This is a genomic window from Collinsella aerofaciens (assembly GCF_015558785.1).
Lineage (GTDB): Bacteria > Actinomycetota > Coriobacteriia > Coriobacteriales > Coriobacteriaceae > Collinsella > Collinsella aerofaciens_P.
Genome location: NZ_JADMOP010000007.1, coordinates 78,311 through 92,328, shown reverse-complemented (window position 1 = coordinate 92,328; position 14,018 = coordinate 78,311). Strand labels below are relative to the sequence as shown.

The window sequence follows — 14,018 nt, the reverse complement described above, 5'->3', positions numbered from 1 at the left end:
TGCTCCAATGCCGTGGTTGCTGGTTTCATTATACCACGGTGGCATCACCTATATGTCAATTCTGGTCTAACAGAGCCATTATCAAAACCTGTTCCGCATCTTGTGCGGCCTGGTCGAAAGCGCGCTGGGCCGTGCCTTTGACTATGAGGCGGTGGCGCAGGATAAACGCTGCGTTGACGGCACTTGTGTGCTCAAGCAGGCTGCCTTTGGCCAAGAGCTCGCGGCAGAGCAGGCGCTGGCAGATAGCAAGATGGGGAGTTTTTGCTCCTGCGCGTGGTACCGGGCATGGAGCCTGTCGGCGAGCTGGTGGGCGCAATTGGGTCGGCAATCCGCGAGAGCGACGCGGCGGGCTTGGTCGACGGCGACGTACTCTACCTGCTTATGCGTCAGGCAAAGGCGTGCGATCTGCCCATTATCCGCGAGCGCCTGAGCGCAAAGCATATTGCGGTGGAACCCGTCGACGGCGAGGACATCGTGGCGTTGTTGCAGCACATCTCTTACACCGGTGACGGTGAGGGGGGTGCCGCTTGATCTCGCTTGTCGTTGCTGCCGTCTTGCTGCTGATTCATGCGTTGGTTTGCCTGATGCTGTGGACGCTCATGAAGCTGGGCCTGCTGCCGGTGCGCGGGCACATGCTGGCTGTGATAGTGCTGGTGCCGCTGTGGGGTCCGTTGCTGGTGGTTCTGCTATCGGTCTGCAGCGCGATGTTTGGCGAGGGGCTGAAAGAGTCTGCGCTGGAGTCGCTGCGCTTCAACGACGACCTGCATCGTAGCATGTCGGTACCGAGTGCTGAGGACGATGCGGGCGTAGTGCCGCTCGAGGAGGCGCTCATCGTCAATGACCCGGCATACCGGCGCCGCCTAATGCTCTCCATGCTCACCGAGGAGCCCGACGCGTACCTGGCGCAGCTGCAGGCGGCTAAGCTTAACGACGACGTTGAGGTGGCGCACTATGCCGCGACGGCGGTGGCGCAGATCTCCAAGGAGTCCGACCTTAAACTGCAGCAGCTGGAGCGTGCCTTTAAGACGGACCCGAGCGCGCAAAACCTCAATGAATACTGCGATTTTCTTGGTGAATACTTGGGCTCGGGCTTGGCTGAGGGGCGCGTGGCTCAGATTCAGCGCCAACAGTACGCGCGCCTGCTTGCGCGTCGCTGCGAGCGCGAGGAAACCCTTGAGCTGCGCATTCGATACGCGACGGCGCTGGCCGATGTCGGACAGATCGACGAGGCGCAGACCGTGACCGACCAGCTGGTGCTCGACGTGCCCGAGGAGCAGGAGGTTTGGATGCTTTGCCTGCGCCTGGCCGTGATGCGCCGCGACGGTGACGAGGTCCACCGTGTGATCGATGCGATCGACAATCAGCATGTGTATTTGAGTGCCGCCAACCGCGAACAGTTGGCGTTTTGGCGCGACGGGGAGGAGGCCAGATGAACGTGGTGCACCATATCCGCGACCGTGCAGGCCGCTTTCGTTGGATGGGACTCCTCGTGGTGTGGGCGGTCTTTATTGCCATGGCCGCCGTGCTGCTGGTGGAGCGTGCCGGCGTGCAGTACAGTTCGGGTCAGCATAAGCTGGGGATGCTTGCCGCCAACGATGCGGTGCCGGCCTCCTCGGCAATCTTTGGCCAAAAGCCCACGTGCCTGGTCATTACCGACTCGGACCAAGATAGCGTCGACGACGTTAAAGACCAGTTCGACCAGATTTTGCTGGACATGAAGATCGCCCATCGCGATGTCGATATTGCCACCGACGGTGCGGACGCAATCCCATCGCTCGCGTCGTTTGATCGCGTGATTGTGCTTATGCCCTCGCTTGACGGACTGGGTGCGCATCTGACCGATCTGATGAGTTGGGTGAGTGCGGGCGGCTCACTCATGCTGGGCATGACGCCAGATAACTCGAACTATCTGCAGGCTATTGCTTCCAAGCTTGGGATCGAATCGGCCGGATATGACTATGCGACAGCCGAAAGTATCGTTCCGGGCGAGGACTTTATGTTGGGCGGAGGAGAGCGCTACGAGTTCTCGGATCCCTTCGATTCTTCGCTCTCGGTTTCATTGCGCGAGACGGCGCACGTGTGGGCTATGACCGGCGATGCGGGCACGCCGCTCATTTGGTCTAACGATTGCGGCAGTGGCCACACCGTGGTGTGCAACATTGGCATCTACGACAAGGTCATGCGTGGGTTCTATGCTTCGGCCATAAGCTTGCTGGGTGATGCCTCGGCCTATCCGGTCATCAACAGCGCCGTGTTCTATTTGGACGACTTTCCTAGCCCCGTGCCCTCGGGCGATGGTACTTATATCAAGCGTGACTACGGCCTTTCCATTGCCGATTTTTACACCAAGGTCTGGTGGCCCGATCTGCAAAAGCTCGCGCAAAAATACGGCATTCGCTATACCGGCGTGATGATCGAAAACTACGAGGACGCGGTCAACCAGACCGAGCCTGAGCGCCAGGCCGATACCACGCAGTTCCGCTATTTTGGCGGTATGCTGCTGCAGATGGGCGGAGAGCTGGGCTTTCACGGCTACAACCATCAGCCTCTGGCGCTCTGGGATACCGACTATGGCACGCTGTATGACTACAAGACCTGGAAGAACAAGGAAACGCTCGTCGCATCGCTCAACGAGCTTATCGCTTTCCAGGACGAGGTGCTGCCTAATGCGCACGGCTCGGTCTACGTGCCGCCGTCGAATATCCTTTCGGCCCGTGCGCGCAAGCTTATCGGCACCGACGTCCCGCGCATTAAGACTATTGCCAGTACGTACTTTGAGGACGGTACCGACCTGCCCTACGTGCAGGAGTTTGGCGTGGCGAGCGATGGCATTGTGGAGCAGCCACGTATTGTTTCGGGCGGCATGGTCGACGATTCCTATATGCGCCTGGCAGCCGTGTCCGAGCTCAACATGCACTACGTGAGCACGCACTTTATGCACCCGGACGACCTTTTGGACCCCGATCGCGGAGCCAAGGAGGGCTGGGAGGTCTACAAGGGCGGCCTGGTCGACTACCTGGACTGGCTTACCAAGTCTGCGCCCGACCTACGGCACCAGACGGCGTCGGAGTGCTCCGGTGCTATCCAGCGCTTTTCGTCGGTTACGGTGAGCGTGGATACCAGCGCGGACGTCTGGACGCTTAGTCTGGGCAATTTCCATGACGAGGCTTGGCTCATGTTCCGCGCCAATAATGGCGAGCCGGGTGCGGTGACGGGTGGCGAACTGACGCACCTTACGGGCAATCTGTATCTGCTCAAGGCAAATGATAAGACCCTGACGATCGAGCGCAAGGAGGGTAGCGACAAATGAGAATCTGCTTGGTACTCGAGGGTTGCTACCCCTATGTACACGGCGGCGTATCCACCTGGATGCACGGCTACATTACGGCCATGCCCGAGCACGAGTTCGTGCTGTGGGTGATTGGCGCGCATGCTGCCGACCGCGGCAAATTTGTCTACGAGCTGCCCGGCAACGTGGTCGAGGTGCACGAGGTGTTCCTGGACGATGCCCTGCGGCTTTCGGGCGAGCAGCACGAAGCCAGTTTTGACGACCGCGAGCGCGAGGCGCTACGCCGTCTGGTGTCGCTCTCCAATCCGGACTGGGACGTGTTATTCGATGTCTTCCACCGCCGTCGCGTGCATCCGCTCTCGTTTTTGCAGAGCCGCACGTTTATGGATATCTTTCGCGACGTGTGCCTGGCCGAGTATCCCTACACGCCCTTTGCCGATGCATTCCACACCATGCGCTCCATGTTGCTGCCCGTGCTCTACCTGTTGGGCAGCGAGGTGCCGGTGGCCGATGTGTACCATGCCATCTCGACCGGCTACGGTGGCCTGCTCGCCTGCCTGGGCTCAAGCGTTCACCATGCGCCGGTGCTGCTGACCGAGCATGGCATCTATACCCGCGAGCGCGAGGAAGAGATCATTCGCGCCGATTGGGTGGTGCCGTCGTTTAAGGACCGCTGGATTCGCTTTTTCTACCTGCTTTCGGAGGAGACCTACCGCCGCGCCTTCCGCGTGACGAGTTTGTTCCATAACGCCCGCAAGACGCAGATTGATATGGGCTGCGATGCGGACAAATGCCTGGTCATCCCCAACGGCATTCAGTTCGACCGCTTTAAGGACATTCCCTTAAAGCCCGATGACGGCTGGGTGGACATTGGCGCGGTGGTGCGCCTGGCGCCCATCAAGGACGTCAAGACTATGATCTATGCCTTCTTTGAGCTGCACGAGCGACTGCCCAAGGTGCGCCTGCACATCATGGGCGGCGTGGACGACGAAGAGTACGGCGCCGAGTGCCACGCGCTGGTCGATACCCTGGGCGTGCGCGACCTGATCTTTACCGGTCGCGTTAACGTGGTCGAGTACATGGAAAAGCTCGACTTTACAATTTTGACGAGCATCTCCGAGGGCCAGCCGCTTAGCGTGCTGGAGTCGCTTGCAGCGCGTCGTCCCTGCGTGACGACCGAGGTGGGCTGCTGCCGCGAGCTGCTTGAAGGCGCCCCAGGCGATGACTTTGGCGTGGCGGGATTTGTGACGCCGCCCATGTATCGCAAGGGCTTGGCCGATGCCATGGAGCGCATGTGCGTGAGCCGCGCCCGTCGCATTGAGATGGGGGAGCGCGGGCAGCGTCGCGTTGCCACGTACTTTTTGCACGAGCAGATGCTCGCCAACTATCGCGCGCTGTACGACGAGACGGCGCAAGCGTTTGACCTGCCCAGAGAGGGGGAGTAGCCGGTGGCCGGAATTGGTTTTGAGCTCAAGCGCCTGTTTAGGCGCAAGGGCCTGTTTGCCACGATGCGCGCTTACGGCTACGCCGGCATTGTGTGCACGGGCCCCATGCTGCTGGGTGTACTGCTCCAGGTGGGTATCTTGGTGCTGTGCGGTCTGTGGGGCGTGGGGCGCGCTAACCAGGACTTGCTGGTGTGCATGGTGACCTATACGCTGCTGGCGTCGCTCACGCTCACGAGCTTTTTCTCCATGCCGGTCACGCGCTTTTTGGCTGATATGTTGTTTGCCGAGCGCGAGGATGAGATACTGCCTTCGTTTTGGGGCTCCAACGCCATCATGCTCGTTGCGGGCACGGTGCTCTACGGCGTCTTTTTGCTGTTCTCGGGCGCCACGCTGCTGCAGGGGCTGCTGTGCCTGTGGCTGTTCAACATTATGATCGTCAACTGGAACGGCATGAGTTACCTCACGGCCATCAAGGATTACCGCGGCATCCTGTGCAGCTTTGCGGCTGCCATTGGCGTGGCGTGCCTGTGCGCCCTGGCCGCGCTGGCGCTGGGACTGCCGCCGGTCGAGGGCCTGTTGGCGTCAATTGCTCTGGGCTACGGCGTCATGCTCGCCTGGGACGTGGTGCTGCTGTACCGGTATTTTCCTCAGAGCGACCGCAGCCCCTGGCCCTTTTTGCGGTGGCTCGATCAGTTTATGCCGCTGGCGCTCACGGGTCTGTTAACCAATCTGGGACTCTTTGCGCACCTGGTGATTATTTGGGCCGGTCCCATTGGCGTGCAGGTCAAGGGCTTCTTTTATGGTGCGCCCTACTACGATGTGCCGGCGCTCATCGCGTTTTTGACCATCCTGGTCACGACCGTCAACTTTGTGGTCTCGGTCGAGGTCAACTTCTATCCGCGCTACCGCGACTACTACAGCCTGTTCAACGACGGCGGCGTGGTAGGCGACATTGTGGTGGCCGAGGAGGAGATGCTCTCCACGCTCAACAGCGAACTGCGCTTTTGCGCGCTCAAGCAGCTGTTTGTGACCGCTGCGGTCATTTCTCTCGAGACCACGGTGCTCTCGGCTCTGCCGCTGGGCTTTAACAACCTTATGCACGGGTATTTTCGCACGCTGTGCGTGGGTTATGGCCTGTATGCCGTGGGCAATACGGTGATGCTCATCTTGCTGTACTTTACCGACTATAAGGGGGCCGTGTTGGCTTCGGGCCTGTTTGCCGGTGTGGCCGGGCTGGCGACTGCCGTGTCGTTGCTTTTGCCGCAGCAGTTTTACGGCTTTGGCTTTTTGTTGGGTGCGGCGGTGTTTTTTATCGTGGCGCTGCTGCGGCTCGATACCTATACCGCCAACTTGCCTTATCGTATCCTGAGCCAGCAGCCCATTGTGGCGACCGACAAGACGGGCTGGTTTACCGAACTTGGCCGGGTGCTCGACCGTGTTGAGCAATGCTACGAGGACAAGCGCGCGGGCGGTGAGCCGCGCAGTGCGTTTGAACGTATGGTGGTTCGCCTGTATCAAAAACATTGGGGAGGTTCTGATGATCGATAAGTTGATGTCTCGCCGCTGCCTGATCGAGGCGGCTGCCGGCGCGCTGTTGCTTTCGGGCTGTTCGTCTCAGGACGAATCCTCGACTAAAAAGGTCAAAAAGCAGGACAAGATTAAAAAGGCTGAGGCCTCGAATAAGGCCAAACACCTGCGCGACAAGGACGAGCTCTACGAGGTCTACGACGACTCGGGCATTGTGACCATGTACCTGACGGTCTCGCGCGGCAACAGCTCCGAGAACACCGACCACAGCTGGGCCGAGATCAACACGTACTCGGTGTATGACTATGCCGACATGGGCGTGACGCGCTATCAGGTTATGGGCCTGTTGCAGCCGGGCGACGAAGAGGGCCCGGAGGCCGGCGAGGTTGGCTATGGCGAGGAAGCGCCCAATGCTACCGTGCAGGTGCGCGGCCAGACGTCGAGCATGAACTCGCAAAAGAATTACAAGGCGGAGCTCAAAAAGGGCAAGGGTACCTGGCGCCAACAGCGCGCGATTGCGCTCAACAAGCACATGGGCGAGGGTATGCGTTTTCGCAACAAGATGGCCTACGACCTTATCCGTGGGATTCCCCAGATGATGGGCCTACGTACGCAGTTTGTGCATCTGTGGGTGTGCGACCAGACCGAAAAGTCCAACGACACCTTTGAGGACTACGGCCTGTTTACGCAGGTGGAGCAGCTCAACAAGACGGCGCTTAAGGCACATGGCCTGGATAAGAGCGGACACCTGTATAAGGTGAACAGCTTCGATTTCCATCGCTACGAGGATACCATTAAGCTCGCCGACGATCCCGACTACAACCAGGCTAAATTTGAGGGCATGCTCGAGATTAAGGGCGATTCGGACCACACCAAGCTCATCGAGATGCTCGATGCGCTCAACGACGAATCGCAAAAGATCGATGACGTGCTCGACACCTACTTTGATACCGAAAATCTGGTCTATTGGCTGGCGTTTCAGATCCTGACGGGCAACTGCGATACGCAGAACCGTAACTGCTATCTGTACAGCTCGCTCAACTCAAATACCTGGTACTTTTTAGATTGGGACAACGACGGCATGCTGCGCAAGCTGGAGCTGTCTCTTACGGGGTTCTCGGACTATGCGAGCTGGGAGCGCGGCGCAAGCAACTACTGGGGCAACGTACTGTTCAATCGTGCGCTGCGCAGCAAATCGTTTCGCAGCGAGCTCGACCGCGCCGTCAAGGACCTGCGCTCGTATATGACCGAGGCACGCCTGAGCAAGATGATCAAGCACTACCGCGAGGTGACTGAATCCCTGGTCTTTGCTTCGCCCGATATCGACCATCTGCCTGTCACCAAGGACCAATACGAGCAGATCGCCGTGGCGATTCCCTCCGAGATCGAGGAGAACTACAAGAGCTTTCGCGAGAGTTTTAAAAAGCCCATGCCGTTCTACATCGGCGTGCCGCAGATCGATAACGGTAAGCTGCGCATTAACTGGGATGCGTCCTACGACTTTGAGGCGCGCGACATTCGCTACACCGTGGAGCTTGCGCGCGACTATGCCATAAGCGACGTGGTCTTTAAGGCCGAGGACGTGCTGCTTCCCGAGGTGACCTGCGATGCGCCCGATGCCGGCCAGTATTTTGTGCGCGTGCGTGCCACCAACTCCGACGGTTATAGGCAAGATGCGTTTGACTACTATGTGACTGACGACGGCAAGCACTACGGCATGAAGTGTTTTTACGTGCAAGACGGCGGTAAGGTCGTGGAGGACACGTATGAGGAGGGCTAGCGCGCTGCTTGAGCGCTTAGCGGCTCCGCCTGTACGTACCACGCAGGAGCGTTACCGCCACGAGCTCAAATATCTCATTAACGAGGGCGAGCACTCCGCGCTTGCCTGTCGCATGGCGCCGGTTTTTAAACTGGACAAGCATGCGCGGGCGGGTGGTTACACCATTCGCAGCCTGTATTTTGACGACTACTGCAACTCGGCCTACGAGGAAAAAGACGCCGGCATTCTCATGCGCAAAAAGTATCGCGTGCGCATCTATAACGGCAGCGACAAGGTGATTAAGCTTGAGCGCAAAAAGAAGTACGGCAGCTGGATCTACAAGGAGGACGCGCCGCTTACGCGCGGCGAGTTTGAGCAGATTTTGGCTGGCGACTACGGCTTTTTGCTGAGGAGCCCCTATCCGCTCTGCCGAGAGTTCTACATCGAGTGCATCTGCAACATGATGCGCCCGCGGACCATCGTGGACTACGAGCGCGAGCCGTGGGTGATGGATGAGGGCACCGTGCGCATTACGTTTGACATGAACGTGCGTGCCGCGGTGGGAAGCTTCGATATCTTTGACGCGACGCTGCCCGCGTTGCCGGTCCTGGAGCCCGGCAAGCTGGTGATGGAGGTCAAGTTTACGGAGTTTTGTCCGCAGCTGGTGCGCGATATGGTGCCGCCGGGCGCGGCCGAACTCACGGCGGTCTCTAAGTACTGCCTGTGTTATGACAAGACCGCCTACCTGCGCGGATTTAATTACTGGGAATCGGATTTTGAGAACCGAGGGGATATTTAGACCATGAGCACCAGGGACTTTTTTAAGAACTCCGTCTTGGAGGCGTTTGGCCAGGTCGACCCTGCCAAGATTGGCCTGTCGCTGCTCGTGGCGCTCGCCATGGGCATCCTGATCTATTACGTGTACAAGCGCTTTTTTACCGGCGTGGTGTATTCGCGCTGCTTTGCCGTGACACTCGTGGGCATGTGCGTGCTTACCTGCATGGTCACGCTTGCGATCTCGACGAACGTGGTCATTTCGCTCGGTATGGTCGGTGCTCTGTCTATCGTCCGCTACCGTACAGCGGTCAAGGACCCGCTCGACCTGCTGTATCTGTTTTGGGCCATTACCACGGGCATTACGGCCGGTGCCGGCATGTATGCGCTCGTGGGGCTCACCGCGGTGGTGATCGTGGCGATGATCGCCGGCTTTGCGAGCCACCAGGACAAGTCGCGCGTGTACATGATGGTCATCCACTACACGGGCCAGACCACCGGCGACGATATCGTGCGTGCATTTGGGCGCACCAAGTTTACGGTGAAGTCCAAGACCATGCGCGGTGACAAGGTCGAGATGGCCGTGGAGGTGTTCTCGGACGGTGTGGATATGCCGTATGTCGACGCCATTCGCGCGCTCGACGGCGTGGAGGACCTGACGTTGATCCAATACAACGGCGAGTACCACGGGTAACTATGTTCCGGCGTTCTAACGAACGCCGGACCGCTCGATGCTGCGCGGGCATCTGCCGGTCGATCTGCCGCTCAAACCGTCGCTCGCGTACATATAGTACGCTTCGCTCCTCTTTCGCGGCACCTCGCCTCGGCAGCTGCCCGCTCGCTGGCGTATGCTCGACCTGGGTGGGCCGATTTGGTTCGCATGCCTTCTTCACGGGTATCATGGTGAAAGCGATTTCAATGACAGGGGTGCTCGTGGTAAAGATGAAAGATGTGGCCGAGCTGGCCGGCGTTTCGAGCGCCGCGGTCTCGCGCTATCTCAACGGTGGATATATCTCGGCGGACAAGGCCGAGCGCATTAAGCAGGCGATTGAGCTGACCGGATACGTGCGATCCAGCCAGGCTCGCGCGCTGCGCACCGGCTCCACCAAGCTCATCGGCGTTATCGTGCCTAAGATCAACTCGGAATCTGTGAGCCGCATTACCGCCGGTATTGGCCAGGTGCTCGGTCGTCGTGGCTACCAGATGCTGCTTGCCAATACCGATAACGCGGCCGATCGCGAGCTCGAATACCTTGATTTATTCCAAAATCACCCGGTCGATGGCATTGTGCTGGTGGCAACCATGATCACCGACGAGCACCGTCGCGCGATTGAGTCGTGCCGCGTGCCCATTGTGTTGATCGGCCAACATGTCGAGGGCGCGGCATGTGTCTATCACGACGATTACGAGGCTGCCTTTGAGCTCGGCCGTGCGCTTGCGGGTCGGGTGGATGGCAAGATCGCCTACATCGGAGTTACCGAAGAGGACCGCGCGGCTGGTTTCGACCGTCGTCGCGGCTTTGAGGCGGGGCTTCTTGCTGCGGGCGTGGTGCTTGATTCGAGCCTGATTCGCCAGGGATCCTTTACGCTTGACTCGGGCTATCGCGCTGCGCGCGAGCTGCTTGCCGATGCCCCCGATGTTTCGTTTATTGCGTGCGCGACCGACACTATGGCGGCCGGCGCCCTGCGCGCTCTTGACGAGGTGCGCGGCATGGGCGAGGGCGTGCGTCGCGTGAGCGGTTTTGGCGACAACGCATTTTTGCGCGCGCTGACGGGCGGTATTCCCACCGTGCATTACGGCTACCTGACCAGCGGCGTCGAGGCGACCAATATGTTGCTCAACACGCTCGATGGTGTGGAGGGGGAGAGCGGTCTAAAGACGCTCAAGCTCGGCCATCAGCTTATGAATGTCTAGGTTTTGGGCATGCCTGCCTTCCTCTGAGCCGACTGTTTTTGCCTTAAAACTACCATTCGCCGGCTAATTCCTACCGTTCATCCTGGTGTGAAAACGATTACAGATATATGAAACTGAAAACGTTTACAGTGTAAGTGTCAAAGATGGCCGGGTGCAGATGCGCCCGTTGGAGGAAAGGGAAGTCATGGACTACCGCAAATCAGCCCAAGAGGTGCTCGACAACATCGGTGGCGCCGGCAACGTTGTTTCGGCCGCACACTGCGCCACGCGTCTGCGTCTGGTGATTGCCGATAACGCCAAGGTCGACAAGGAGGCCCTTGAGAATATCGACGGCGCCAAGGGCGTCTTTGAGGCCCAGGGCCAGCTGCAGATTATTTTTGGCACCGGCACCGTCAACAAGGTCTACGAGGAGTTCATCGCGCTCAGTGGCGTCGAAGCTGCTACCAAGGCCGAGGTCAAGGAGGCCGCGGCGCAGCAGCAGAACATCTTTATGCGTGCCATTAAGGTGCTCGGCGACGTCTTTGTCCCCATCATCCCCGCCATCGTGGCTTCGGGCCTGCTGCTGGGCATTATGAGCGCCCTCAACTTTATGGCCTCCAACGGCTTTATCGCGCTCGACACCAATAACTTTATCTACAAGATCGCCGACCTGGTCTCGGGAACGTCCTTTGGCATTCTGCAGATCCTGATCGGTTACTCCGCCGCTAAGGCCTTTGGCGCCAACCCGTATCTGGGCGCCGTCGTCGGCGGTGCGTTTATCAACTCCTCGCTGCAGAGCGCCTATACGGTTGCCTCCGAGGGCGTGCAGACCATGGTCACTGTCATTCCCGGCGTCTACAGCTTTGAGTGGGTCGGTTATCAGGGCCACGTTATCCCCATCGTTATCGCCTGCGCCATTCTGGCCTTCCTCGAGAAGCGCCTGCACAAGATCGTTCCCGAGATGTTCGACCTCTTTGTGACCCCGCTCGTCTCGGTGTTCGTGACCGTGCTCGTGACGCTCGTTGCCGTCGGCCCCATCTTTGTCTGGGCCGAGAACGCCATCCTCGGTCTGATCCAGGCCCTGCTGACCCTGCCCTTCGGCATCGGTTCCTTTATCGTCGGCCTGTTCTATGCCCCCACGGTCGTTACCGGTATCCACCAGATGTACACCGCCATCGACCTGGGCCAGCTCGCCCAGTACGGTGTGACCTACTGGCTGCCCATCGCCAGCGCTGCCAACATCGCTCAGGGTGGCGCCGCGCTCGCCGTTGCCTTTAAGACCCGCGATGCCAAGATTAAGGGCTTGGCGCTTCCTTCGGCTCTGTCCGCCTTCATGGGCATTACCGAGCCGGCCATCTTTGGTGTGAACCTGCGCTTCTTTAAGCCCTTCATCGCCGGCTGCATCGGCGGTGGCTGCGGCGCCCTGGTCTGCGCGCTCACCTCGCTGGCTGCCTCCGGTACGGGCGTTACCGGTATCTTTGGTATCCTGCTGTGCCTGGCCCAGCCCGTACAGTACGCGATCATGTTTGCGGTTGCCGCGCTGGTTTCCTTTGCCGTCTCGTTTGTCCTTTACAAGGACGAGCCCAAGGCTTCCGAGCAGGCCTAAGAGCTTTTGATTAAGGGAATGCCCGCGGGCTGTATGCTCGCGGGTGTTTCCCGCATCTGGTGCCGATCTTTGGCGCCTTATTACTTTCGATCCGTTAGGACTTTGATATGTCTAATGCACTTGGCCGCGACCTTGCAAAGCTGGTTGCCGCTGTTGACACCGCCGCCTCTGAGTGCGGTCATGGCGCATATGGCCAGCGCTTCCATATTATGCCGCCGGCGGGCTGGCTCAACGACCCCAATGGTCTTTGCCAAGCGGGCGGCGTGTTCCATGCCTATTTTCAGTATGCGCCGTTTGATGTCGAGGGTGGCGTCAAGATGTGGGGCCATGCCACAAGCCGCGATCTTATGACGTGGGACTACGTTGGCGCCCCGCTGCTGCCCGACGAGCCGTTCGATTGCCATGGCGTGTATTCGGGCTCCGCGCTTGCCGAGGACGGCCGCATTCGCGTACTGTACACAGGCAACGTTAAACTCTCCGATGCAGACGGCACGTACGACTACGTCAATACCGGCCGCCGCGCCGATACTGTTTATGTCGAGAGCGTTGATGGCCTTGCCGGTCGGGAGTTCAGCCAAAAGCGTGTGGTGCTGGCGTCCGAGGATTATCCCGAGGATTTGACCTGCCATGTGCGCGATCCCAAGGTGTGGCGCGATGATAATGGGCGTTACCACATGGTGCTGGGCGCGCGTCGTCGCGTGGATGGGCCGCATGTCGATAGTCGGTTTTGCGCGATGCACGGCGAGGGTGCCGGGCGCGATGTGGGCGAGATCCTGGTGTATGGCTCGGCCGATATGCTGAGTTGGGAGCTCGAGAGCCGCGTGTCTACCCCCGAGCGCTTTGGCTTTATGTGGGAGTGCCCGGGGTATCTGGAACTTGAGGCGGATGGCGGTGTAACAGCGAAGTGGCTGTCCTTCTCTCCCCAGGGGCTCGAGGGCGGTCGTTGGGACAGCGGTAATGTGTATGCAGCGGGCTACATGCCCGTTACGGGCGACATTACGGGTGGCAAGGACGCTTATGATCTGGGCGAGTTTCGCCTGTGGGACGCCGGTTTTGACTTCTATGCTCCGCAGGAGTTCACGGCCGAGGACGGTCGTCACATTCTGATCGGCTGGATGGGCATGCCCGATGAGCCGACCTATGGCAACGCGCCTACCGTGGCGTGCGGCTGGCAGCACTGCATGACGGTGCCGCGTGAGCTTACGGCCGGTCCGGACGGCAATGTACTGCAGCAGCCGGCGCGCGAGATCGTGCGCCATTATGCTTCGGTGCGTGTGGGGGAGGGCTCGTTGGAGGTTGCCGGCGATACCTGCTTTGACGTTGTTGTTGACGGTGTCGACGGTGCGTTTTCCGCAACCGTTGATGGCGAGCTGAAGCTGGCGTTTGTGCCCGCTGGGGGCGAGCTGCCCTCGCGCTTTGAGATGCGATTTACCGATGAGGGCCGCGCTTCTGCCGGCTGCGGTCGTACCGTGCGCTGGGAGCCCGTCGATGAGGTGCGCAACGTGCGTATTGTTGGCGATGTCTCGTCGGTCGAGGTGTTTGTGAATGATGGCGCGCTCGTGTTTTCGACGCGCATCTATCCCGAGGCCTATGGCGTGACCGTTGACGCTCCGGGTGCGAGCGTGAACTATCACTCGCTCAACATCTAGGCGATTCGTCGCATATCGGCGCTATACTGCAGCCGTTGCCCACGATGCGGGGAACACCCGCATCGTGGGTTTTTGT

At 59.5% G+C, this 14,018-nt stretch carries 11 protein-coding genes; all 11 read left to right on the top strand.

The features are described 5' to 3' along the window. The first annotated feature begins 261 nt into the window (after positions 1-261). The 11 genes from I2G40_RS05025 (at position 262) to I2G40_RS04975 (ending at position 13,942) form a co-directional block, all read left to right on the top strand. Complete coding sequence (locus tag I2G40_RS05025; protein ID WP_195544392.1) at positions 262-531, top strand: hypothetical protein; 270 nt, start codon at positions 262-264, stop codon at positions 529-531. Next, a complete protein-coding gene (locus tag I2G40_RS05020) occupies positions 528-1,433 on the top strand; it encodes a hypothetical protein (protein WP_195544391.1) in 906 nt (301 codons plus the stop codon). Before I2G40_RS05025 ends, I2G40_RS05020 begins: the two co-directional genes overlap by 4 nt. Continuing rightward, the gene (locus I2G40_RS05015; RefSeq protein ID WP_195544390.1) at positions 1,430-3,310 is read left to right on the top strand and encodes a DUF2194 domain-containing protein; all 1,881 of its coding nucleotides are present in this window, start codon (positions 1,430-1,432) and stop codon (positions 3,308-3,310) included. Before I2G40_RS05020 ends, I2G40_RS05015 begins: the two co-directional genes overlap by 4 nt. After that, on the top strand, positions 3,307-4,734 hold the full coding sequence (gene pelF / locus I2G40_RS05010; RefSeq protein ID WP_195544389.1) for a GT4 family glycosyltransferase PelF: 1,428 nt from the start codon (positions 3,307-3,309) through the stop codon (positions 4,732-4,734). The genes I2G40_RS05015 and pelF overlap by 4 nt, the downstream gene beginning before the upstream one ends. Positions 4,735-4,737: 3 nt before the next feature. Further along, on the top strand, positions 4,738-6,282 hold the full coding sequence (pelG, locus tag I2G40_RS05005; protein WP_195544388.1) for an exopolysaccharide Pel transporter PelG: 1,545 nt from the start codon (positions 4,738-4,740) through the stop codon (positions 6,280-6,282). Beyond that, positions 6,272-8,041, top strand: a complete 1,770-nt coding sequence (locus I2G40_RS05000) for a CotH kinase family protein (protein WP_195544387.1) — start codon at positions 6,272-6,274, stop codon at positions 8,039-8,041. Before pelG ends, I2G40_RS05000 begins: the two co-directional genes overlap by 11 nt. Continuing rightward, positions 8,028-8,819 carry a polyphosphate polymerase domain-containing protein gene (locus tag I2G40_RS04995; RefSeq protein ID WP_195520481.1) on the top strand — a complete coding sequence of 264 codons (792 nt, stop codon included), beginning with the start codon at positions 8,028-8,030 and terminating at the stop codon, positions 8,817-8,819. Before I2G40_RS05000 ends, I2G40_RS04995 begins: the two co-directional genes overlap by 14 nt. 3 nt (positions 8,820-8,822) lie before the next feature. Further along, a complete protein-coding gene (locus I2G40_RS04990) occupies positions 8,823-9,488 on the top strand; it encodes a DUF4956 domain-containing protein (RefSeq protein ID WP_195544386.1) in 666 nt (221 codons plus the stop codon). Positions 9,489-9,736: 248 nt separating this feature from the next. After that, a complete protein-coding gene (locus I2G40_RS04985) occupies positions 9,737-10,708 on the top strand; it encodes a LacI family DNA-binding transcriptional regulator (protein ID WP_229066751.1) in 972 nt (323 codons plus the stop codon). A gap of 184 nt (positions 10,709-10,892) precedes the next feature. Then, complete coding sequence (locus I2G40_RS04980; protein WP_118080507.1) at positions 10,893-12,293, top strand: PTS transporter subunit EIIC; 1,401 nt, start codon at positions 10,893-10,895, stop codon at positions 12,291-12,293. Positions 12,294-12,400: 107 nt separating this feature from the next. Next, positions 12,401-13,942, top strand: a complete 1,542-nt coding sequence (locus I2G40_RS04975; protein ID WP_195544384.1) for a glycoside hydrolase family 32 protein — start codon at positions 12,401-12,403, stop codon at positions 13,940-13,942. Positions 13,943-14,018: the final 76 nt, after the last annotated feature.